Below are 22,145 nucleotides of genomic sequence, written 5' to 3'. Positions count from 1 at the left end.
GCCTCAGGACTGGAGGGCGTCGTACTCCGCCTCGGCCGCGACGTCGTCCTCGACGTCGAGGCGCAGGTGCGCGAGCGCGAGCTGGAGCACGCGCAGCGCGCTCGCGGCGCGCTCCCCCCAGAGCGAGACGTAGGAGAACTGCCACCACCACAGGCCCTCGAGCTCGCGGCCGCCGTCGTAGTGCTGAAGGCCCTTCGCGAGGCACTCGGCGACGCACGCGAGATCACCCGAGAGGGACGCGGCCCCGACCTCGGCGCCCACGAGCGGGTCCGTGATCTCGGCGTAGTCGTCGAACCCGTCGAAGAGCTGGGAGAGAGCGGTCCGCAGCGGGTCCACGTCGGTGTCGCGGCCGGCGTCGGGCTCGAAGCGCTCGACCGGGACGACGTCGCCCATCGCCCCGAGCCGCGCGCCGGCGGCGAGCGCGTCGGACAGCGCGAGCAGCAGCAGGGGCAGCACGGCCCCGGGCGCGGCCCCCGACGCGACCTGGGTCGCCGTCGTGAGGAACGCGCGCGCCTGCGCGGCCACGCCCTCGGCGATCTCCCGCAGGTCGGGGTCGTTCTCGATCTCCCCCATGCTCGTCACCTCTCGTCAGCCGCCGACGAGACGTCGGCCCTCGAACGCCCGGCCGAGCGTCACCTCGTCCGCGTACTCCAAGTCTCCCCCGACCGGCAGGCCGGACGCGAGGCGGGTCACGCGCAGGCCCATGGGCCCGAGCATGCGCGCGAGGTACGTGGCCGTGGCCTCGCCCTCGACGTTGGGGTCGGTCGCGAGGATCACCTCGGTGACCTGCCCGTCGGCGAGCCGGGCCATGAGCTCGGCGATCCGCAGGTCGCCGGGCCCGACGTTCTCGATCGGGTTGATGGCGCCGCCGAGCACGTGGTACCGCCCCCGGAACTCGCGCGTGCGCTCGATCGCGACGACGTCCTTGGGCTCCTCGACGACGCAGATCACCTCGGGCGACCGGCGCGGGTCCGCGCAGATGCGGCACTGCTCGGACTCCGCGACGTTGCCGCACGTCTCGCAGAAGCGCACGCGGGCCTTCACCTCGGTGAGCGCGTCGGCGAGCCGACGCACGTCCGCGGCGTCCGCGGCGAGCAGGTGGAACGCGATGCGCTGCGCACTCTTGGGCCCGACGCCGGGGAGTCGGCCGAGCTCGTCGATCAGGTCCTGGACAGCGCCTTCGTACACGCCCCCAGCCTACGGGGCGCGGCCCACACGCCGGGCCCGGCCCGCCGTCGGCAGCCCTTGTCACGCGCCGCTCGCGACGATCAGACCTGGTCCTGGATCTCCTCGATGATCTTGCCGTCGAGCAGGCTCACGACGAGCGCCGTCCCGACGAGGCCCGTCGAGACGATGTCGGGGTCGTCCGCGGACGGGAGGTCGTCCATCGGGTCGACCGCGGACGACGCGTCCCGTCGGGCGGGTGCCTCGGCTGGTCGGGAGACGCGGGCCGTCGTGGCCGCCGCGATCGCCGCGCGCGCCGCGGAGACCCCGCGCAACGGTGCTCCCGGCGCGTCCGTCGGCGCGACGGGAGCGCCCGCACGGGCAGAAGGCTCCTGGCGTGGCGGGGTCGCGGGCGTGGCCGGGCCGGGGTGCGCGGACGTGACCGGTGCCGGGGAGACCGGTGCCGACGCTGCGGACGTCGTGCGCCCGGGTGCGCTCTCGAGGACGGGCTCCGGCTCGGGGCCGTCGTCGAGGTCGGCCGGCGGCTCGGCGGGCGCCCCCGCGAGCCACGCCTCGTCCGCCGCGTCGATGCGAGGCGCGGGTGCCGACGCTGATGCCGAGGCTCCGGCGAGCCAGGCCTCGTCCGCGTCGTCGACGACCGGCACGGCGCCGTCGTCGCCCGCGGTGGCCACGGCCGCGACGGGTCGCTCCTGCAACGCGACGGCGCCGCGCGGTGCCGCCGCTCCCGCCGCGAGCGCGGTCGGAGCCGTGCCCGCGCCCGACGCCACGACACGACCCGGTGCGCTGACCGACGTAAGGGGGACGTCCTGGCCGCTCTCCCCCGGGCCCGGCTCGGGACGCGATCCGCCCGGGTCGGGTGCCACGGGGGCCGGGGCGGCGGACCCCGGTGCCGGGTCGGCGGGCCCCTGGGCCGGGCCCCGACCGCCGCCGCCCGCACCGCCCTCGTCGAGGCGCGGCTCGACCCGCACCTGGAGCCCGAGCGTCTGGTAGACGACGTCCTGGACGGCGCTCGTGTGCCGCGAGGACGAGAAGGTCCGTGCGAGTCCGGGCGACGGGAACGCAAGGTAGAGGACGTCGGGGCCGAGCTCCGCCACCTGCGCGTTCGCGCTGACGAGGGACCACGTCACGGGGTTGGCGCGCAGGTTCTCGAGGACCTCCGGCCAGCGCCGCCGCAGCTCCTCGGTCGTGAGGGCCGGGCTCGCGTCGCCGGACGGAGCGCTCGCCACCGGCTCCGCGCGAGGTACCTCGGCTCGCGCGGGAGGTGCCGCGGCCTCGTGCGCCGGCGACACCGCGCCGTCCTGCGGGGTCGGGCCGGCCTGCGTGACAGGATCGGTCGGCTCGGCCTGCTCGACCGTGGCGGTCACGGGAGAGGGCGGCACGGGCGCGGCGGGCGCCGCGGAGTCCTCGCGCGCGGGCCCCGTGACGCTCGACGGGACAGCGCCCTCGCCCGGAGCGGACGAGGTCCCCTGGTCGGGTGCCGACGACGCGCCGGACGCCGGCGCCGAGGCCGGCTCGTCCGCGACGGTCCCTGTCGGAGCAGCCACGGCGGGGCTGGGCTCGGCCGCCTCGGCGGAGGGCCGCGCGTCCGTCGGTGCGGCGGCACCCGGCGGCTGTGCGGCGGGGGCAGGCGGGGTGGACCGGTTGGGCCGCAGCGCGGCGCGCACGGCGGCAGCACCGGTGAGCCCGGACGCCGGTGAGGTCGTGGCCGGGGCCCGCCCCGCGCCGTCGGGCACCGGGGCACCCGGGGCGGGCGACGCCTCGGACCCCGGCGCGACGGCTGCCGGTGCGAGGGCGACCGCGCCCAGCCCCCCGCGCTCGAGCCGGTCGAGGCGCGCCGCGAATCCGGCCGCGCCGTCGTCGGCGCCGGGCAGGAGCAGGCGTGCCATGAGGAGCTCGAGGTGCAGCCGTGGCGAGGTGGCGCCCGTCATCTCCGTCAGGGCCGCGTTGACGAGGTCGGCCGCGCGCGAGAGCTCGGCCACGCCGAGGTTCTGCGCCTGTGCGCGCATGCGCGCGAGCTGGTCGGCGGGCTGGTCGCGCAGCACGGCCTGCGCCTCCTCGCCGGAGACGGCGATGACGATGAGGTCGCGCAGTCGCTCGAGCACGTCCTCGACGAAGCGCCGGGGCTCGTGCCCCGTCGCGATGACGTGGTCCACGACGCGGAAGATGCTCGCGCCGTCGCGCGCGGCGAGGGCGTCCACGACGTCGTCGAGCAGGGTCGCGTGCGTGAAGCCGAGCAGCGCGACCGAGCGCTCGTAGCCGACCGCGCCGCCCTCCGCGCCCGCGATGAGCTGGTCCATGACCGAGAGCGAGTCGCGGACCGAACCGCCGCCCGCGCGGGTGACGAGCGGCAGCACGCCCGACCCCACCGAGACCGCCTCGGCGGCGCACAGCTGCTCGAGGTACGGGCCGAGCACGTCCGGGGGGACGAGGCGGAACGGGTAGTGGTGCGTGCGCGAGCGGATGGTCCCGATGACCTTGTCCGGCTCCGTCGTCGCGAAGACGAACTTCACGTGCTCCGGCGGCTCCTCGACGATCTTGAGCAGCGCGTTGAACCCCGCGGGCGAGACCATGTGGGCCTCGTCGATGATGAAGATCTTGAAGCGGTCGCGCGTGGGGGCGAACGTCGCGCGCTCGCGCAGGTCGCGCGCGTCGTCGACGCCGCCGTGCGACGCCGCGTCGATCTCGACGACGTCGAGGCTGCCCGGGCCGCCGCGCGCGAGGTCGACGCACGACGGGCACTCGCCGCAGGGCGTGTCGATCGGCGTCTCGGGGGTGTTGCGCTCGCAGTTGAGCGTGCGCGCGAGGATGCGCGCGCTCGTCGTCTTGCCGCACCCGCGCGGGCCGGAGAACAGGTAGGCGTGGTTCACCCGACCGCTGCGCAGCGCCTGCATGAGCGGCGCGGTCACGTGGTCCTGACCGATCACCTCGGCGAAGGTCTCGGGCCGGTAGCGGCGGTACAGGGCGGTGCTCACCCCCGTCACTCTAGACGTCGTGACCCACACGCACGAGGTCGGTCCTCAGCGGTGCAGCGCCTTGCGCGCGAGCCAGTTGCCGAGGAGCTGCGCGACCTGCACGATCCCGATGATGACGAGCACCGTCACGACCACGACGCCCCAGTTGTAGCGCTGGTAGCCGTAGACGATCGCGAAGTTTCCGAGACCGCCGCCGCCGATGATGCCGGCGATCGCCGACATGTCGAGGACCGCGATGAAGAGGAACGTGTAGCCGAGGATGAGCGGCGCGAGCGCCTCGGGGACGAGGACGGTCGTGATGATGCGCCACGACGACGCGCCCATGGCCCGCGCCGCCTCGATGACGCCCGGGTCGATGCCGACGAGGTTCTGCTCGACGATGCGGCTCGTGCCGAACGCCGTCATGACGGACAGCGGGAAGATGAACGCCTCGGTGCCCAGCGTCGTCCCGACCACCTGGAGCGTCACCGGCCCCAGCAGCGTCACGAAGATGATGAACGGGATGGGCCGGACGATGTTGACGAGCACGTTGAGCACGCCGAACACCCAGCGGTTCTCCAGCAGGTTGCCCCGCCGTGTCACGTAGAGCGCGATGCCGAGCGCGAGGCCCGCGAGCCCGCCCGTGAGCAGCGCGACCGACACCATCTGGAGGGTCTGGCCGAAGGACTCGACGAGGATCGGCCACAGCCGCGACCAGTCGCCGTTCATCGCTGGCCTCCGAGGTTGCCGTGGCGGAAGAGGGTCTCGCGCGCGGTCCCGTACGGGTCGCCCGGGTCGCCGCCGGCGTCGTCGGGCGCGTCCGCGCCGCCCGGGTCGGCGTCGAGGCGCGCGACCCGCGGGTCGTCGAGCGGCTGGGCCGCGGTCCCCAGGTCCACGACGTCGGCGCGCTCGGCGAGCGCGACGAGGAACGGCGCGATGCGGTCCTCGGGCGCGTCGAGCTCGACGGTCAGCGACCCGAACGGGCGCTCCCCCACCTCGGAGATGCCGCCGTAGACGACGGACCCGTCGACGTCGTGCTCCCGCAGCAGGCGGAACAGGTCCGACCCGGTGTGCGCGCCCTCCCGCACGCCGACCGTGACGAGCCGACCGGGGTGCCGCTCGCGCAGCCGGGCGAGGGTGTCGCGCGACGGGCGGTCGTGCAGCGCCGTCCCGACGAACCGCTGCGCGGCGTCCGCGCCGGGCGCGGAGAAGACGTCGTACACGTCGCCCGTCTCCACGACCTTGCCGTGCTCCATCACGGCGACGCGGTGGCACGTCGAGCGCACGACCTCCATCTCGTGCGTGATGACGACGATCGTGATGCCGAGCTCGGCGTTGACGCGCCGCAGGAGCGCGAGCACCTCGCGCGTCGTCTCGGGGTCGAGCGCGGACGTCGCCTCGTCGGCCAGGAGGATCGTGGGCTGCGCGGCGAGCGCGCGGGCGATGCCGACGCGCTGCTTCTGCCCGCCCGAGAGCTGGCGCGGGTACGCCTTCGCCTTGTCCGCGAGGCCGACGAACGCGAGGAGCTCCGCGACACGCGCGGCGCGCTTCTCGCGCGGCCAGCCCGCCACCTTGAGCGGGTAGGCGACGTTCCCCGCGACCGTCCGCGACGACAGCAGGTTGAACTGCTGGAAGACCATGCCGATGCGCGAGCGCACCTCGCGCACGCGGCGCTCGGGCAGCCCGGTGATCACCTGGCCGTCGACGACGACCTCGCCGCTCGTCACGGTCTCGAGCGCGTTGACGAGCCGCACGAGCGTCGACTTGCCGGCGCCGGAGTAGCCGATGACGCCGAAGATCTCGCCGCGACGGATGCTCAGCGAGACGTCGTCGACGGCGTGCACGGCACCGTCGCCCTCGCCGAACGTCTTGCTCACGTGGCGCAGCTCGATCGCGGGCTGCTCGTCATCGCCCTCGCCGCGGGGGACGTCGGTCACGTCGGGTTCCTCTCGTCGGAGGCCGGGCCTCCGGGCCGGGGCCGGCTGGGTCGCCTGGGATCACCAGGTGTGTCGTCAGGCCGCCTGTCGGGGTGTGCCGCTCGCCTGCCATCGTCCTCCCCCGGGCACGACGGCGCGCGAGGGCGGACGCGACGCGCGCGCCCGCCCTCGCGGGGACGGGATCAGGAGCTGCGGATGTCGTCCTCGATGCCGGCGAGGATCTCCTGGAGCTCGGCGGGCGAGTTCTCCTTGATGACGGCGGTGCCGCCCGACGCCTTCTTCTCGGCCTCGACGACCTCCGGCGAGTGGGAGATCTCGGCGAGCTTGAGCAGCGTCTCGTCGTCGGAGTCCTCGGCCCGCGCGACCCACACGTTGATGTAGGGCTTGGCGGCGTCGGAGTCGGGGTCGTCCTGGAAGAGCGCGTCCTCGGGCTCGAGGCCCGCGTCCTCGACGAAGTCGTTGTTGATGATCGACGCGTCGACGGACTGGAGCTGGATCGGGGTCTGCGCGGCGTCGACCGGCGTGACCGTCACCGTGGAGCTGGGCAGCACGTCGGCCTCGGTGGAGATGGAGCTCCCGCCGTCCTTGAGCTCGACCAGGCCGGCCTCCTGGAGCACGAGGAGCGCGCGGGCGAGGTTGGTCGGGTCGTTCGGCACGGCGACCTGGCCGCCGTCGGGGATCTCCTCGAGCGACGTGTGCTTGGACGAGTACAGGCCGAGCGGGTAGACGGCGGTCGCGCCGATCGGCTGGAGGTCGTCACCCGCGTCCACGTTGTAGCCCGCGAGGAACTGGAGGTGCTGGAACTGGTTCACGTCGAGCTCGCCCTGGGACAGGGCCGGGTTCGCCTGCGTGTAGTCCTGGAGGTCGACGAGCTCGATCTCGATGCCCTCGGCCTCGGCCTGCTCCTGGAACACGGCCCACTTGTCGTCGGACGCGCCGACGACGCCGACGCGGATCGGGTCCGCCGCGTCACCGCTCGCGGCACCGCCCGCGGTGTCGTCGCCGCCGCAGGCGGTGAGGGTGAGGGCCGCCGTCGCGGCGATCGCGGTCCAGGTCAGACGCTTGCGGGTGGTCGAGAAAGACATGGGGGTTCCTTCCGGTGACGGCGGCGTCGGTCACGGGTGGCGACCGGCGGGCCGGGGCGCAGGGACGGCCCTGCGAGGGGTGGGGTTCGGGGTGCTTCCGGCGGGCCATCAGCCACGCGGCGAGCGGGGGCGGCGTCGTCAGGACGACGCGGCAGGTGCGGCGCAGGTCTCCCTGCGGGTCACGACGGCGTCAGCAGCCGCACATTCGCCCGGTGCGCACGCCGCGACAGCACGACGTGCCGGCGCAGGACGCTGCGCGCGGGGTCGTGGTGGCGACGTGGTTCCGGGTCATGCCGACATCATGAGCACGGCGACACCGCGCGCGCCAATCCCCGAGCCGGATCGTCCATCATGTGGACGCAAAACTGGTCGCATGTCGGGAACTCGGGCGGGTGAACCGGGGCATACCGGGCACCAAGTGCCTTGGGGTCGCCCGTCTCGCTCGCGATGGGAGAGATCTGCGCCACACCCGCCGGCCCTGCGACGGCCGGCGTCCGCCTGGAGACGTGAAGGACCCCCCGCACACCCACCAGAGCTCACCTACCCTTGCTGCCTTCCGGCCCTGGGGGAGTTCGGCGAGATGATGCCGCACGAGGGGTCTGCGCCCACCCTAGCCCAGGTCGGCGCCCCACCCGAAACCCGGTCGGGTGCGAGGCGATTCGGCCCGGGCGCCGCGGTCCGGTATCCTCGTTGCGCTGCCGTCGGTGCGCCCCGTGCGCGTCGGCCGTCGCACCAGGAGGATTCGCCTAGTGGCCTATGGCGCACGCTTGGAAAGCGTGTTGGGTTAACAGCCCTCGGGGGTTCGAATCCCCCATCCTCCGCAGACCGAAGGGCCCGCCGCACCCGCGGCGGGCCCTTCGTCGTCGCCCGGTGCACCACCTCGGCGCGACGGCACCGAAAAGGCCCGTCGCACGAGTGCGACGGGCCTCTCGACGTCCCGACGGTCCGACGCGCCGGGACGTGGCGCCGGCGGTGCCGCCGACGGCTACCCCCAGCCTACGGGTGTCTGGCCCGGAACGGCAGGGGTCTCTCGCCCCGAGTGGCCGTGATCTGCGCGACCGGGGCCGCCCGGGCCCCCTGGCGAGAGATCAGAGGACGTGGCACGGGCGCCCCCCGAGGGTCACGAGCTGCGGGTCGGCACCCGGCGTGCCCGACGCGACGAAGCCGAACGTCGCGGTCGCGCCTGGCCGTACGGTCGCGTTCCACGACAGGCTGTGCGCGGTGACCGCGTCACCGTCGCGGCCGGCTCGCGCGCCCCACACGTCGGTGAGCCGCTGGTCCCCGTCGGGGGTCCAGCGCAGCTCCCACCCGTCCAGCGGCGCCGTGCCGGTGTTGCGGAGCTCGACCTGGGCGATGAAGCCGCTGCCCTTCTTGCCCTGCCACGTCCCGTGGACGGTGTACGCGACCTCGCAGGTCGGGCGCTCGACGGCCGGCACGGCGAGCGCGAGGAGCTCGGCGGCCTGCTCGACGAACCACTGCCCCGCGGCGGGGTCCTCGATACCGCGGGCGGGGTCGAGCGGGCCGCCGGTGCCCCGGTAGCACTTGCCGTCGGACTCCCCCGGCACCTTGATCCACAGGTAGGCGTCCACGAACGGGTCGCCGGTGTCCGTCGTCGGCCGCTCGCCGAGGCCGCGGTCGGGCGGGTTGCACCACACCTCCGGGTCGGGGAACGCGCCGGGCGGAGCGGTCCACGGGCCCTGGCCGTTGCGGCTCGTGTCGATGACGACGTGCTTCTGCGCCACCGGGTCGCGCACGACGCCCGTGTCGGCGTACGCCTGCTCGTACGCGGCGTCGGTGAGGCCCCAGGTGGAGAAGTCGTCGGGGTTCGCCGGGTAGTACTGGCTCGCGCACCACGCGGGCTCCCACCAGCTGTTGACCGACAGGTTGACGCAGTCGCTGATCCACGTGCCGTACTTCACGAGGCGCTCGGTCTCGACGTAGTTCGACGCGTTGACGAACACGCCGTCCGCACGCTCGACGCCCGCCTTGATCAGGCGGTCGGTGATGTCACCGACCCCGAGCCACCCGCTGTGCGTCCCGTCGAGGTACACGGACGTGGCCGGGAGCGCCGTGAGCGCGTCGACGGCGTGGTTGAGCTGGACGAACCGGTCCGCCGCGGCGGTCTCCGGGTCGAGCTCGGCGGGGCGGCACCACTCGGGGTTCCCGTTGATGTCGGTGTACCAGGGGATGATGCCGAGCCCGTCCGGCTCGAGGATCACGATCGCGGGGTCGTCGCCGATCCCCGCGGCGACGGCGTCCACCCACGCCGTGTAGGCGGCCGTGTCCGCGGCGCCGCCTGCGGAGTACTGCGCGCAGTCGCGGAACGGCAGGTTGTAGACGACGACGGTGGGCACCGCGCCGTCCGTCGCGGCCGCCTGCACGACGGACGCGACGTCGTCGCGCACCTCGTCGGGCGTGCCGCCGGTGAACCACGAGGCCGACGGGAACGACCCGAGGAGCTGGGCGTCCGCGCGGGCCTGTCCCGTGAGCGAGGCGGCGGCCTGGAGGGTCGTGGAGAAGGGATCCACGTAGAGGCGGGTCTCCGGCCCGACGACGTCGTCCGCCGCGGGGGCGGCCGTCGCCGGGGGCGCGGCGGAGGTGGGGACGGGTGCGGCGCCGGCGCTCCCGCCGACGACGAGCAGCGGGGTCGCGAGCGCGAGCCCGGCTGCGGCGGACAGGACGGCACGACGTCTCATGCGGATCTCCTTCGATCGACACGGGGTGCGGGACGACGGATGGAAGCGCTCCCATCCCGCCGTGACCTCCACTCAACCGGCCCCGGCCACCGGCGTCAAGGGGTGCGCCGCGGCAGAGCGCTCCCCGGGGGTGGACAGGCGTTGAACAAGTGTTTAGTCTGTTGAACGTGCGTTCAGGCAAGCCCTCCGCGACCGCCCGCCCCGCGCCGTCGGCCACCGACGACCTCACGACCCGCGCGCGCATCCGCGACGCCGCGATCTCGCGCTTCGCGCGCGACGGGTTCGGCGCCCCGCTGCGCACCATCGCCGCCGACGCCGGGGTGAGCGCGGCGCTCGTCGTGCACCACTTCGGCTCCAAGGACGGGCTGCGCCGCGCGTGCGACGACCACGTGTTCGACGCCGTGCGCGCCGCCAAGACGGACGCGATCTCGCCCCAGGACCCGGCCGCCGGCCCGATGGCGCTGTTCACCCAGCTCGCCGGGATCGAGGACTACGCGCCCGTGTTCGAGTACACGCTGCGCAGCCTCCAGGCGGGCGGGGACCTCGCGCGGTCGTTCGTCGAGCACCTCACGCAGGTCACGCTCGAGTACATGGAGTCCGGCGTCGCCGCCGGCGTGATCCGCCCCAGTCGCGACGAGGCCGCCCGCGCGCGCTACCTCGTCTCGCTCTCGCTCGGCTCGCTCCTGGTCGACGGCGCGCTGCGCGAGCGGAGCGAGCCGCGCGACCCCGAGGCGGACCTCCGCGAGTACGTCGAGCGCGTGATGCTCCCCGCGCTCGAGGTCTTCACCGAAGGACTCTTCGTCGAGCCCACGCTGCTCGACGCCTACGTGCAGCACACCACCCACCAGGAGGAGACGCGATGACGAGCACGACCCCCGCCGTCGAGGTGCACGACCTGCGCAAGGCCTTCGGCCACGTGCAGGCGCTCGACGGTCTCGACCTCACCGTCCGCGCCGGCGAGGTCGCCGGGTTCCTCGGACCGAACGGCGCGGGCAAGTCGACCACCATCCGCGTGCTGCTCGGGCTGCTGCGGCCCGACTCCGGCAGCGCCCGGCTGCTCGGCGGCGACCCCTGGCACGACGCGGTCGACCTGCACCGGCGTCTCGCCTACGTGCCCGGCGACGTCAACCTGTGGCCCAACCTCACCGGCGGCGAGGCGATCGACCTGCTCACCCGTCTGCGTGGGAGCGTCGACCCGCAGCGCAAGAAGCTGCTGCTCGACCGCTTCGAGCTCGACCCGTCGAAGAAGGCCCGCACCTACTCCAAGGGGAACCGGCAGAAGGTGGCGCTCGTCGCGGCGTTCGCGTCCGACGTCGAGCTGCTCGTCCTCGACGAGCCGACGTCGGGCCTCGACCCCCTCATGGAGTCGGTGTTCACGCAGTGCGTGCGCGAGGTGACGGCCGAGGGCCGGTCCGTCCTGCTCTCGAGCCACATCCTGGCCGAGGTCGAGAAGCTGTGCGACACCGTGACGATCATCCGGGCGGGCCGCACGGTCCAGTCGGGGACGCTCGCCGAGCTGCGGCACCTCACGCGCTCGTCCGTCACCGCCGTGACCGAGCGCGACCCCTCGGCGCTCGACACGCTCGACGGCGTGCACGACCTCGTCGTCGAGCCCGGGAGCGACGGGACGCGCGCGCGGTTCGACGTCGACAACGACCACGTCGAGGCCGTCCTGCGCGCGCTCACCGACCTGGGCCTGCGCTCCGTCGCGGTCAACCCTCCCTCGCTCGAGGAGCTGTTCCTGCGCCACTACGGCGACGAGCTCGCCGTGCTCGACGGGGCGGGCGCGCTGTGAGCGCCCCCGGGACCGCCCGCACGGCGGCGCCACCGCGCGGGCCGCGCGCCGGCGCCGTCGCGCCCGAGCCGCACCGGCGCGGGCGCGCGGCGACGGGCTGGACGACGCTGCTGCGCTTCGTCCTGCGCCGCGACCGCGTCCGCATCCCCGTGTGGACGGCGTCGATCGCGCTCCTCTTCGGCTACGCCGCCGTCGCGCTCGACACGCTCTACCCCACCGCGGCCGACCGCCAGGCGCGTGCCGCGCTCGTGTCCAGCCCCGCGGGCATCATGCTGTCCGGGCCCCAGTACGGGATCGAGGACTACACGCTCGGCGCGATGATCGCGAACGAGATGGCGCTCACCGTCATGGTCGCCGTCGCGATCATGAGCATCTCGCTCGTCGTGCGGCACACGCGCGCCGAGGAGGAGACGGGCCGGGCCGAGCTCGTGCGAGCCGGCGTCGTCGGGCGCCACGCCCCCGCGACGGCGGCGTTCGTCGCGGCGCTCGTCGCGAACGCGGCCATAGCGCTCGCGACCGGAGCCGTCCTCGTCGCGACCGGCCTCGACGCCGTCGACGCGTTCGCGCTCGGCGCCGCGGTGGGCGTCACGGGCCTCGTGTTCGCCGCCGTCGCGGTCGTGACGAGCCAGGTCACCGAGCACGCGCGCGCCGCGAGCGGCCTCGCGCTCGCCGTGCTCGGCGTCGCGTTCCTGCTGCGCGCCGTCGGCGACGTCCAGGAGGAGCACGGGAGCTGGGTCTCGTGGCTCTCCCCCATCGGCTGGGCGCAGCAGATCCGGGCCTTCGTCGACCTGCGCTGGTGGCCCCTCGGCCTGTCGGTCGCGCTCGTCGTGCTGCTCCTCGCGCTGGGCGCGGCGCTCGCCGCACGTCGCGACCTCGGCGCGGGCCTCGTGCCGCCGCGCGCGGGCCGGCCCGACGCCGCCGGGTGGCTCGCGAGCCCGCTCGCCCTCGCGTGGCGCCAGCAGCGCGCGTCCGTGCTCGCGTGGGGCGTCGGAGTCGGCGTCACCGCGCTCGCGTGCGGGACGTTCGTCGAGTCGGTGGGCGACATGGTCGCGGACAACCCCGAGATCGCGCAGATGCTCGGCGACGCCTCCGACCTCGTGGGCGGGTTCGTCGCGGTCATGGCCCTCTTCCTCGGGCTCGGCGCGGGCGGCTTCGCGGTCGCGTCGGCGCAGCGCGCCCGCGGCGAGGAGACGGCGGGTCGGCTCGAGCCCGTGCTCGCGACCGGGGTCGGGCGCGTGCGCTGGCTCGGGGCCCAGCTCGTCGTGACACTGCTCGGGACGTCGGTGCTGCTCGCCGTGAGCGCGGTCGGGCTGTGGCTCGGCGCGCTGAGCGTCGGGGAGGACACCTTCGGGTTCGGGGGCTACCTCGCCGCGTCGTTCGCCTACCTCCCGGCGATCGCGGTCGTCACAGGCGTCGCCGTCGCCGCGTTCGGCTGGCGGCCGGGCCTCGCGGCGCTCGCCTGGGCGCTCCTCGCCTACTCGTTCGTCGTGACGATGTTCGGCGCCCTGCTCGACCTCCCGTCCGGGGCCAGCGGCGTGTCGCCGTTCTGGCACGTCCCCCAGCTCCCGGGGGCCGACGTCGAGCCGTGGCCGTTCGTCTGGCTCACGCTCCTCGCCGTCGCGCTCGTCGCGCTGGGTCTGGCGGGCTTCCGCCGCCGCGACGTCCCGCGTCCCTGACGCGAGACCGTCGCGGCCTCCGGCTAGGCTCGATCCACTGTGCCCGACCACGGAGGTGACGGTCATGTCCACGCCCGACCGGAGCGACGCGACGCGCTCGGCCAGGGCCACCCTGCACGAGTGGGTCGCCGCGATCCCCACGCAGGAGCCGAGCCGGGGGCCGGACGGCGCCCCGGGCGTCCCCGACCCGCGCACGTGGGTCGCGGCGCTCGCGCTCGAGGGGACGTGGCTCGGTCTCTACCAGGACGCGTACGACCTCACCGAGGCCGAGTGGGACGACCTGATCGGTGACCTCTCCCGGTACGCCGACGTGCGGTCGCCCGCGAGCGCCGTCGTCTTCCGCGACGTGGACCTCGACGAGGACCCGTTCCGCGACGACGAGCGCCCGCTCGTGGACGCCGTCCTGCGGGTCGCGCTCGAGGAGGGGGTCGAGAACGTCACGCTCGCCGCGGTCGCCCGCCGCTGCGAGCGCAGCGAGTCGACGCTGCGCTCGATGTTCGGCGACGCGGAGACGCTCGTCGACGACGTCGCGCTCGAGGTCCTCCAGTCCGGGTTCGACGACCTGTCGCCGCTGCGCCTCGACCCGTCGCGCGCGGCGGTCGCGGCGTCGGTCGCGGCGCTCGACGACTCGCGCAAGGCCGCGGCGCTCCTGCGCCTGTACGCGCTGGGCGGCGTCGCGCGCGACGACGTCCCCGAGGGGCAGCACGCGGTGCACGCGCTCGTGCTGCGCGCGTGGCGCGAGGAGGGCGCGCCGTCGTCGCTCGTGCTCGCCGCGCTCGCGTGCGACGGCTGGCGCGCGGGCGAGCTCCAGCGCGCGCTGCTGTTCCCGCCCGCGCTGCCGGGCGCCGTCGTGCGCGAGCTTGCGCGCCTCGTGGACGATGCGACAGGTCACTCCTCGAACCGGTAGCCGATGCCGGGGCTCGTGATGAGGTGGCGCGGCGCCGCGGGGTCGTCCTCGAGCTTGCGGCGGAGCTGCGCGAGGTAGACCCGGAGGTAGTGGGTGTCGCGCGTGGCGGTCGGCCCCCACACCTCGCGCAGCAGGTGCTCGCGCTCGACGACGCGGCCGCGCTGCGCGACGAGGATCTCGAGGAGGGCCCACTCGGTGGGGCTGAGCCGCACCTCGACGCCGCGGCGCAGGAGGCGGCGGCGGGCGAGGTCGATGTGCAGGTCGCCCGCCTCGACGACGGCGGACCCGTCCCGGGCGGTGCCCGCCGACCGTCGCACGGCCGCGCGCAGCCGCGCCATGAGCTCGGGCATCGCGAAGGGCTTGGTGACGTAGTCGTCGGCGCCGGCGTCGAGCGCGTCCACCTTGTCGTCGCCGAGGTGACGGGCGGAGAGCACGACGATCGGCACGGTGCTCCACCCGCGCACGGCCCGGATGACGTCGAACCCGCTGAGGTCGGGCAGGCCGAGGTCGAGCAGGATGACGTCCGGGGTGCCGGTCGCGACGAGGTCGATGCCGGCCCCGCCCGACGTGGCGGTGCTGACCTTCCAGCCGTGGGTGCGCAGCGTGATGGCGATCGCGCGCAGCAGGCCGGGATCGTCGTCGACGACGAGCACGTGGTGGGTCGCCATATCGTCGCTCACGCGCGCTCCTCCTGCTCGGTGCGTGCCCCCGGCTCGCGCGGCGGCGCGACGGGGACGGTCAGGACCATGGTGAGGCCTCCGCCCGGCGTGTCCTCGGGGACGAGGGTCGCGCCGACGGCGCGGGAGAAGCCGCGCGCGACGGCGAGCCCGAGCCCGACGCCGTGCCCGCCGGCGTCGCCCAGCCGCTGGAAGGACTCGAACATCCGCTCCTTGGCGTCGTCGGGCACCCCCGGCCCGAGGTCGACGACCCGCACCTCGACGATCCCGCCCGAGGCGGAGGCCCGGACGCGGACGGGCTCGTCCGGGGGCGCGAACCGCACGGCGTTCGCGACGACGTTCGCGACGACGCGCTCGAGGAGGCCGGGGTCCGTGCGCACGAGGGGCAGGTCCTCGGGCACGTCGAGCGCGACGCGCGGGCCGTGCGGCTCGACGGCGACCGGCACGATCTCCTCGAGCGACACGTCCCGCAGGACCGGGGCGACGGACCCCGTCTGGAGACGCGAGAGGTCGAGCAGGTTGTCGATGAGCTGCTCGAGCCGCTCGGTCTCGGAGGCCGCGGTCTCGACGAGCGCGGTCCGGTCCTGCGGCTCCAGGACGGCCTCCGGCGAGCGCAGCCCGTCGACGGCGGCGCGGATCGCCGCGAGCGGCGTGCGCAGGTCGTGCGAGACCGCGGCGAGCAGGGCCGTGCGGGTGGCGTCCGCCTCGGCCAGGACCGCGGCGCGGGCCGCCTCCTCGCGCAGCCGGCGGTACTCCAGCACGATGCCTGCCTGGGCCCCGAACGCCTCGAGCACCTGACGGTCGCCCGCGGGCAGGGGGCGGCCGTCGAGCACGAGCCGGAGGTCGTCGCCGACGCTCACCACGGTCCGGGTCTCGTCACCGCCCCCCGGCGCGCGGCGAGGTCGGGCACGTGTCGGGGCCACCGTGTCGGCGGCGCGGTCCGAGACCGCGATGGTCGTCCACGCCTGTGCCCGCCCGTCCGTGCGCGCCCGCTCCTCGAGCGCGACGCGGCGGAGCTGGAAGGTCTGGGCGAGGCGCGCGACGACGGCCTCGGCCGTGTCCTCCCCGGACAGCACGGACCGGGAGAGGGCGGCGAGCGTCGACGCCTCGGCCCGCGCACGGTAGGCCTGCACGGTGCGCCGCGCGGAGAGGTCGACGACCGACGCGACGGCGGCCGCGACGAGCACGAACACGAGCAGCGCGAGCAGGTTCTCCGGGTCGGCGACGGTGAGCAGGCCGGTGGGCGGCGTGAAGAACCAGTTGAGGCACAGGAAGGACACGACGGCGCAGGCCAGCGCGGGCCACATCCCCCCGACGAGCGCGACGCCGACCGACAGCGCGAGGAAGAGCATGACCTGCGTCGACAGCCCGACGGCCTCCCGGCCGGCGTCGAGCAGGGCGGTGAGACCCGCCGGGCCGGCGACGGCGAGCACGAACCCCGCGACGCGCCGCCGGGCGGACAACGGGCTCCAGCCGCGCCGCGCGACCCGCCCCGACCGCGCGCGCTCGTGGGTGACGAGATGCACGTCGAGCGAGCCCGAGAGCCGGGCGATCTCTGCGCTCGTCGAGCCGAGGAACGCCTCGCGCCACCGCGAGCGCCGCGAGACGCCGACGACCACCATCGTCGCGTTGGCGCCGTGCGCGAAGTCGACGACGGCTGACGCGACGTCCTCCCCGACGACGGTGTGGAAGGTGCCGCCGAGCGACTCGACGAGCGCGCGGTCGGCCGCGATCGCCGCGGGCGAGGCGGTGGGCAGGCCGTCGGTCGCGAGGACGTGCACCGCGAGCAGCTCCGACCCCGCGGCCCGCTCGGCGATGCGGGCGCCGCGACGCAGCAGCGTCGCGCTCTCGGGCCCGCCCGTCACCGCGACGACGACGCGCTCGCGGGCAGGCCACGTCCCGGAGATCGCGTGGTCGGCGCGGTAGCGCGTGAGGGCGTCGTCGACCCGGTCGGCGAGCCACAGGAGCGCGAGCTCGCGGAGCGCCGTGAGGTTGCCCTCGCGGAAGTAGGCGGAGAGGGACGCGTCGATCTGCTCGGCGCGGTAGACGTTGCCGTGGGCGAGCCGTCGTCGTAGCGCCTGGGGCGAGAGGTCGACGAGCTGGATCTGGTCGGCTTCGCGCACCACGTGGTCGGGGACGGTCTCGCGCTGGCGGACGCCCGTGATCGCCTCGACGTCCTCGGTGAGCGACTCCAGGTGCTGCACGTTCACCGTGGTCACCACGTCGATCCCGGCCGCCAGCAGGTCGTGCACGTCCTGCCACCGCTTGGCGTGGCGCGAGCCGGGCGCGTTCGTGTGCGCCAGCTCGTCGACGAGCGCGACGTCGGGGTCGCGCGCGACGACGGCGTCGACGTCGAGCTCGGTGAGCTCGACGCCCCGGTGCCCGACGGCGCGGCGCGGCACGACCTCGAGGTCGCCGATCTTCGCCGCCGTGGCCGGGCGCCCGTGCGACTCGACGAGGCCCACCACGACGTCCGTCCCGCGGGACCGGCGGCGCAGCGCCTCGTCGAGCATCGCGAACGTCTTGCCGACGCCCGGCGCGGCGCCGAGGTAGACCGTCAGCCTCCCCCGGCGCCGCCCGTCAGGCGTGTCGGCACTCATGTGCGCAGTCCATCACGCCGCACGTCAGGGCGCGTCCGAGCCGGCGGGCGCGAGGTTCTCGAGCCCGAGGTTGAGCGCGAGCACGTTCACGCGCGGGTCGCCCAGCACGCCGGCCACGCGCCCGGCCGCGGCGTCGTCGACCAGCGCGCGCACCTCCGCGGGGTCGAGCCCGCGCGCCGCGGCGACACGCTCGACCTGCTGGTCGGCGTACGCGGGCGAGACGTGCGGGTCGAGGCCCGAGGCCGACGCCGTCACTGCGTCCGGCGGGACGGTCGCCGGGTCGACGCCGTCCTCCGCGGCGACGGCCGCCCGGCGCGCCTCGATCGCGGCGACGAGCTCGGGGTTGTTCGGACCGAGGTTCGACCCCCCGGACGCGAGCGTGTCGTAGCCGTCGCCGGCCGCGGACGGGCGGCCGTGGAACCACTCGGGCGCCGTCCCCGGCTCGCCGAACGCCTGTCCGACGAGGGCCGACCCGACGACCGGGGCACCGTCGGCCCCCGCGTCGTCGGGCGACGAAGCCCGGGTGCCGTCCGCGCGGACGAGCGAGCCGTTCGCCTGCCAGCCGAAGGCGGCCTGACCGACCCCCGTCACGGCCAAGGGGTAGAGCCCGCCGAGCAGGACGGTCATCAGGAGCAGGACGCGCAGCCCTGCCCACGACTGGCGGACGAAGGAGACGGCGCCGCCGGCGGTCGACGGACGGGAGCCGGACGGGACCTGCGAGGAGCTGGGCACGGGAGTTCCTTTCGGCACCAGGCTCAGAAGCCCGGGAGGAGGGAGACGAGGAGGTCGACGAGCTTGATCCCGACGAACGGCGCCACGAGGCCGCCGAGCCCGTAGACCAGCAGGTTGCGCCGGAGCAGGGCCGACGCGGACGCCGGGCGGTACCGCACCCCGCGCAGCGCCAACGGGACGAGGGCCACGATGATCAGCGCGTTGAAGATCACCGCGGAGAGGATCGCGGACTGCGGGCTGGACAGGCGCATGACGTTGAGCACCTCGAGCGCGGGGAACGCGCCGAGGAACATCGCAGGCAGGATCGCGAAGTACTTGGCGACGTCGTTCGCGACGGAGAACGTGGTCAGCGCGCCGCGCGTGATGAGGAGCTGCTTGCCGATCTCGACGATCTCCAGGAGCTTCGTGGGGTTCGAGTCGAGGTCGACCATGTTCCCCGCCTCCTTCGCGGCGGTCGTGCCCGTGTTCATCGCGACGCCGACGTCGGACTGCGCGAGCGCGGGCGCGTCGTTGGTCCCGTCGCCTGCCATCGCGACGAGGCGCCCGCCCTCCTGCTCGCGCCGGATGAGCGCGAGCTTGTCCTCGGGGGTGGCCTCGGCGAGCACGTCGTCCACGCCCGCCTCGGCCCCGATGGCCCGCGCGGTGATCGCGTTGTCGCCCGTGACCATGACGCTCCGGATGCCCATCGCCCGGAGCTGGTCGAACCGCTCGCGCAGCCCGTCCTTGACGACGTCCTTGAGCCGGACGACGCCGAGCACGCGCGCCGGGCCGTCGCCCACCTGCTCGGCGACCACCAGCGGCGTGCCGCCCTGCCCGCTGACCGTCTCCACGTGGGCCGCGAGCTCGTCCGTCTGCGGCCCCGTCACGCTCCCGCCCGTGGAGTGCACCCAGCGCTGCACCGCGGAGCCCGCGCCCTTGCGCACGCGCCGCACCCCGCCGTCGGGCACCGGCAGGTCCACGCCGGACATCCGCGTCTGGGCCGTGAAGGGGATGAACTCCGCGCCCACGGTCTCGCGCGCCAGGTCGCTCGCGAGGCGCCCGTCCAGCGACGTCACGAGGTCGACGATGCTCCGCCCCTCCGGCGTCTCGTCGGACAGCGAGGCCAGGCGCGCCGCGTCGGCGAGCTCGGCCGCGCTCACGTGGCCCACCGGCAGCACCTCGGTCGCGAACCGGTTGCCGTGCGTGATGGTCCCGGTCTTGTCGAGCAGCAGCACGTCCACGTCGCCCGCCGCCTCGACCGCGCGGCCCGACATCGCGAGCACGTTGCGCCGGACCAGGCGGTCCATGCCCGCGATGCCGATCGCCGACAGCAGCGCGCCGATCGTCGTCGGGATGAGGCACACGAGGAGCGCGACGAGCACCACGAGCGACTGCCGCGCCCCCGAGTACACGGCGAACGGCTGGAGCGTCGCGACGGCGAGGACGAACACGATCGTCAGCGACGTGAGCAGCACGTTGAGCGCGATCTCGTTGGGCGTGCGCTGGCGCTCGCTGCCCTCGACGAGCGCGATCATCCGGTCGACGAACGTCTGGCCGGCCGGGGCGGTGACCCGCACGACGATGCGGTCGGACAGGACGACCGTCCCGCCCGTCACCGCCGAGCGGTCGCCGCCCGACTCGCGGATGACCGGGGCGGACTCGCCCGTGATCGCCGACTCGTCGACCGACGCGACGCCCTCGATCACGTCACCGTCGCCCGGGATGGTCTCCCCCGCGACGACCACGACGACGTCGCCCACCCGCAGGCTCGACGAGGGCACGTCGACCGTCGGCAGCAGGTGCAGGCGCGACCCGGCGGCCAGGGTGTCGGACGGCGCGTCCACGCGGCGCGCCGTCGTGCTGCGCTGCGTCGCGCGCAGGCTCGACGCCTGCGCCTTGCCCCGCGACTCCGCGACCGACTCGGCGAGCGTCGCGAACAGGACCGTCGCCCACAGCCACACCGCGACGAGGATCGAGAACAGGTCCGGCTCCAGGGCGGCGAGCACCGTCGTCGCGGCCGCGCCGAGCTCCACGACGAACAGCACCGGCGACCGGAACAGCACGCGCGGGTCGAGCTTGCGCAGCGCGGCCGGCAGCGCCGTGCCCACCTGCGCGAGAGACAACGCCCGCGGGGCACGACGCCCGCCGCCGGGGTGGTCGTCGTGGTGCGATCCGCCGTCGTGCGCACCCGCGGGGGACGCCGGGGTGCCGGGCAGCTGGGGGACGGAAGCGAGCGGCGTGCTCATGACAGGGACTCCACGACAGGACCGAGGGACAGGACGGGGACGAAGGTGAGGCCGACGACGACGAGCGCGACCGTGCCGAGCAGGCCGACGAACAGCGGCTGGTGGGTCGGCAGGGTGCCGGCGGACGGCGGGACGGACCGCTGGGAGGCGAGGCGCCCCGCCAGGGCGAGGACCAGCGCGATGGGGACGAAGCGGCCGACGAGCATCGCGAGACCGAGCAGCGTGTTGTAGTACGGCGTCCCGGCCGACAGCCCCGCGAACGCGGAACCGTTGTTGTTCCCGGCCGACGCGAACGCGTACAGCACCTCGGTCAGCCCGTGCGGGCCGCCCTCCTGCTGGCCGGCGAGGCCGTCGGGCAGGACCACGGACAGCGCCGTGCCGACGAGCACGACCGCCGGGGTCGTCAGGACGTACAGCGCGACGAGCGTGATCTCCTGGCGCCCGATCTTCTTGCCCAGGTACTCAGGCGTGCGGCCCACCATGAGGCCCGCGACGAACACCGCGACGACCGCGAGCACGAGCATCCCGTACAGCCCCGCACCCACGCCGCCCGGCGCGATCTCGCCGAGGAGCATGGTGAAGAGCACGACTCCCCCGCCGGGCGCGGTGAGCGAGTCGTGCATCGCGTTGACCGCACCGGTCGAGGTGCCGGTCGTCGCGGTCGCGAACAGGGCGCTCGCGGCGAGGCCGAACCGGGTCTCCTTGCCCTCCAGCGCGGCGCCCGCGGCCTGGGGCGCGGCACCCGGCCCGGCGAGCTCCGCCCAGGTGGTCAGGGCGAGCGCGACGGCGAACAACCCGGCCATCGCGCCGAGGACGGCCCAGCCCTGGCGGCGGTCGCCGACCATGAGGCCGAACGTGCGCGGGAGGGTGAACGGGATCAGCAGGATGAGGAAGATCTCGAAGATGTTGGTGAACGGGTTCGGGTTCTCCAGGGGGTGCGCCGAGTTCGCGTTGAAGAACCCGCCGCCGTTGGTGCCGAGCTCCTTGATGGCCTCCTGGGAGGCGACCGGGCCGCCGAGGACGTGCTGCGTGCCGCCCGCGAGCGTCTCGACCGCGGTGTGCGGGCTCAGGTTCTGGATCACGCCGTTCGCCACGAGCACGACCGCCGCGACGAACGCGACCGGCAGCAGGATCCGGACCACGGACCGGGTGAGGTCCGTCCAGAAGTTGCCGATCCGCGCGTCGGTCCCCGATCGGGCGAACCCGCGCACGAGCGCGATCGCGACCGACATCCCGACGGCGGCCGAGACGAAGTTCTGCACCGCCAGCCCGGCCATCTGGAGAAGGTGGCCCGCGGCCGCCTCACCCGAGTACCACTGCCAGTTCGTGTTCGTCACGAACGAGACCGCCGTGTTCCAGGCGCCCGCCGGGTCCAGCCCCGTGAACCCGAGGTTCATCGGCAGGTGGTCCTGGAGGCGGCCCAGGGCGTAGAGCAGCAGGACCGAGGCGAGCGAGAAGCCCAGCAGTGAGAAGAGGTAGGTGCTCCACCGCTGCTCCGCGTCGGGGTCCACGCGCGCCAGCCGGTAGCCTGCGCGCTCGACGCGCAGGTGACGCGGCGAGGTGTACACGCGCGCCATGTACGCGCCGAGCGGCGCGTGCACCGCCGCGAGCGCCGCGACGAGGAGGGCGACCTGCCCGACGGCCGCCCACACGACCGCGGCGTCGACCGTCGTCGGCAC

General features: G+C 74.8%; 16 protein-coding genes, 1 tRNA gene and 1 other RNA gene. 5 read left to right on the top strand and 13 right to left on the bottom strand.

Annotated elements, in window-relative coordinates:
- Positions 1 to 3: 3 nt before the first annotated feature.
- From CCE02nite_RS07770 to ffs, 7 genes are all read right to left on the bottom strand, one after another.
- Positions 4 to 573, bottom strand: a complete 570-nt coding sequence (locus CCE02nite_RS07770) for a DUF5063 domain-containing protein (protein ID WP_141389079.1) — start codon at positions 571 to 573, stop codon at positions 4 to 6.
- 15 nt (positions 574 to 588) lie between these two features.
- The gene (gene recR, locus CCE02nite_RS07765) at positions 589 to 1,188 is read right to left on the bottom strand and encodes a recombination mediator RecR (protein ID WP_024841680.1); all 600 of its coding nucleotides are present in this window, start codon (positions 1,186 to 1,188) and stop codon (positions 589 to 591) included.
- A gap of 80 nt (positions 1,189 to 1,268) precedes the next feature.
- Positions 1,269 to 4,157, bottom strand: coding sequence for a DNA polymerase III subunit gamma and tau (locus CCE02nite_RS07760; RefSeq protein ID WP_141389078.1), 2,889 nt, complete (start codon positions 4,155 to 4,157; stop codon positions 1,269 to 1,271).
- 45 nt (positions 4,158 to 4,202) lie between these two features.
- The gene (locus CCE02nite_RS07755) at positions 4,203 to 4,865 is read right to left on the bottom strand and encodes a methionine ABC transporter permease (RefSeq protein ID WP_141389077.1); all 663 of its coding nucleotides are present in this window, start codon (positions 4,863 to 4,865) and stop codon (positions 4,203 to 4,205) included.
- Positions 4,862 to 6,073: a methionine ABC transporter ATP-binding protein gene (locus CCE02nite_RS07750; RefSeq protein ID WP_170227252.1), complete on the bottom strand. Its 1,212-nt coding sequence runs from the start codon at positions 6,071 to 6,073 to the stop codon at positions 4,862 to 4,864. The genes CCE02nite_RS07755 and CCE02nite_RS07750 overlap by 4 nt, the downstream gene beginning before the upstream one ends.
- 182 nt (positions 6,074 to 6,255) lie before the next feature.
- On the bottom strand, positions 6,256 to 7,158 hold the full coding sequence (locus CCE02nite_RS07745) for a MetQ/NlpA family ABC transporter substrate-binding protein (RefSeq protein WP_141389076.1): 903 nt from the start codon (positions 7,156 to 7,158) through the stop codon (positions 6,256 to 6,258).
- Between the two features lie 506 nt (positions 7,159 to 7,664).
- Positions 7,665 to 7,761: signal recognition particle sRNA small type (gene ffs, locus CCE02nite_RS07740), an RNA gene on the bottom strand.
- Between the two features lie 132 nt (positions 7,762 to 7,893).
- Here ffs and CCE02nite_RS07735 point away from each other — a divergent pair.
- Positions 7,894 to 7,979, top strand: a tRNA-Ser gene (locus CCE02nite_RS07735).
- A gap of 267 nt (positions 7,980 to 8,246) precedes the next feature.
- Here CCE02nite_RS07735 and CCE02nite_RS07730 read toward each other — a convergent pair.
- Positions 8,247 to 9,854, bottom strand: coding sequence for a glycoside hydrolase family 6 protein (locus CCE02nite_RS07730; RefSeq protein ID WP_170227251.1), 1,608 nt, complete (start codon positions 9,852 to 9,854; stop codon positions 8,247 to 8,249).
- 167 nt (positions 9,855 to 10,021) lie between these two features.
- On the opposite strand from CCE02nite_RS07730, the gene CCE02nite_RS07725 reads away from it, so the two are divergent.
- The 4 genes from CCE02nite_RS07725 (at position 10,022) to CCE02nite_RS07710 (ending at position 14,232) form a co-directional block, all read left to right on the top strand.
- Positions 10,022 to 10,717 (top strand): TetR/AcrR family transcriptional regulator, encoded by a 696-nt coding sequence (locus tag CCE02nite_RS07725; protein WP_141389075.1) that lies wholly within the window; start codon positions 10,022 to 10,024, stop codon positions 10,715 to 10,717.
- Positions 10,714 to 11,649 (top strand): ABC transporter ATP-binding protein, encoded by a 936-nt coding sequence (locus CCE02nite_RS07720; RefSeq protein WP_141389074.1) that lies wholly within the window; start codon positions 10,714 to 10,716, stop codon positions 11,647 to 11,649. Before CCE02nite_RS07725 ends, CCE02nite_RS07720 begins: the two co-directional genes overlap by 4 nt.
- Entirely contained in the window at positions 11,646 to 13,325 is a 1,680-nt protein-coding gene (locus CCE02nite_RS07715; protein ID WP_218027057.1) for an ABC transporter permease, read from the top strand. Before CCE02nite_RS07720 ends, CCE02nite_RS07715 begins: the two co-directional genes overlap by 4 nt.
- Before the next feature lie 64 nt (positions 13,326 to 13,389).
- Positions 13,390 to 14,232, top strand: coding sequence for a TetR/AcrR family transcriptional regulator (locus CCE02nite_RS07710; protein ID WP_141389073.1), 843 nt, complete (start codon positions 13,390 to 13,392; stop codon positions 14,230 to 14,232).
- Here CCE02nite_RS07710 and CCE02nite_RS07705 read toward each other — a convergent pair.
- The 5 genes from CCE02nite_RS07705 to kdpA are packed head-to-tail and all read right to left on the bottom strand — an operon-like array spanning position 14,214 to position 22,145.
- A complete protein-coding gene (locus tag CCE02nite_RS07705; protein WP_170227257.1) occupies positions 14,214 to 14,900 on the bottom strand; it encodes a response regulator in 687 nt (228 codons plus the stop codon). The two genes, CCE02nite_RS07710 and CCE02nite_RS07705, sit on opposite strands and share 19 nt — an antisense overlap.
- Positions 14,901 to 14,908: 8 nt before the next feature.
- Positions 14,909 to 17,509 (bottom strand): DUF4118 domain-containing protein, encoded by a 2,601-nt coding sequence (locus CCE02nite_RS07700; protein ID WP_141389071.1) that lies wholly within the window; start codon positions 17,507 to 17,509, stop codon positions 14,909 to 14,911.
- 24 nt (positions 17,510 to 17,533) lie between these two features.
- Entirely contained in the window at positions 17,534 to 18,241 is a 708-nt protein-coding gene (gene kdpC / locus CCE02nite_RS07695) for a potassium-transporting ATPase subunit KdpC (protein ID WP_141389070.1), read from the bottom strand.
- Between the two features lie 23 nt (positions 18,242 to 18,264).
- Positions 18,265 to 20,466: a potassium-transporting ATPase subunit KdpB gene (kdpB, locus tag CCE02nite_RS07690; RefSeq protein WP_141389069.1), complete on the bottom strand. Its 2,202-nt coding sequence runs from the start codon at positions 20,464 to 20,466 to the stop codon at positions 18,265 to 18,267.
- Positions 20,463 to 22,145: a potassium-transporting ATPase subunit KdpA gene (gene kdpA, locus CCE02nite_RS07685; protein ID WP_141389149.1), complete on the bottom strand. Its 1,683-nt coding sequence runs from the start codon at positions 22,143 to 22,145 to the stop codon at positions 20,463 to 20,465. Before kdpA ends, kdpB begins: the two co-directional genes overlap by 4 nt.

The organism is Cellulosimicrobium cellulans (assembly GCF_006539945.1).
Lineage (GTDB): Bacteria > Actinomycetota > Actinomycetes > Actinomycetales > Cellulomonadaceae > Cellulosimicrobium > Cellulosimicrobium cellulans.
The sequence above is the reverse complement of the archived record's forward strand: the minus strand, read 5'-3'. Positions and strand labels throughout refer to the sequence as shown.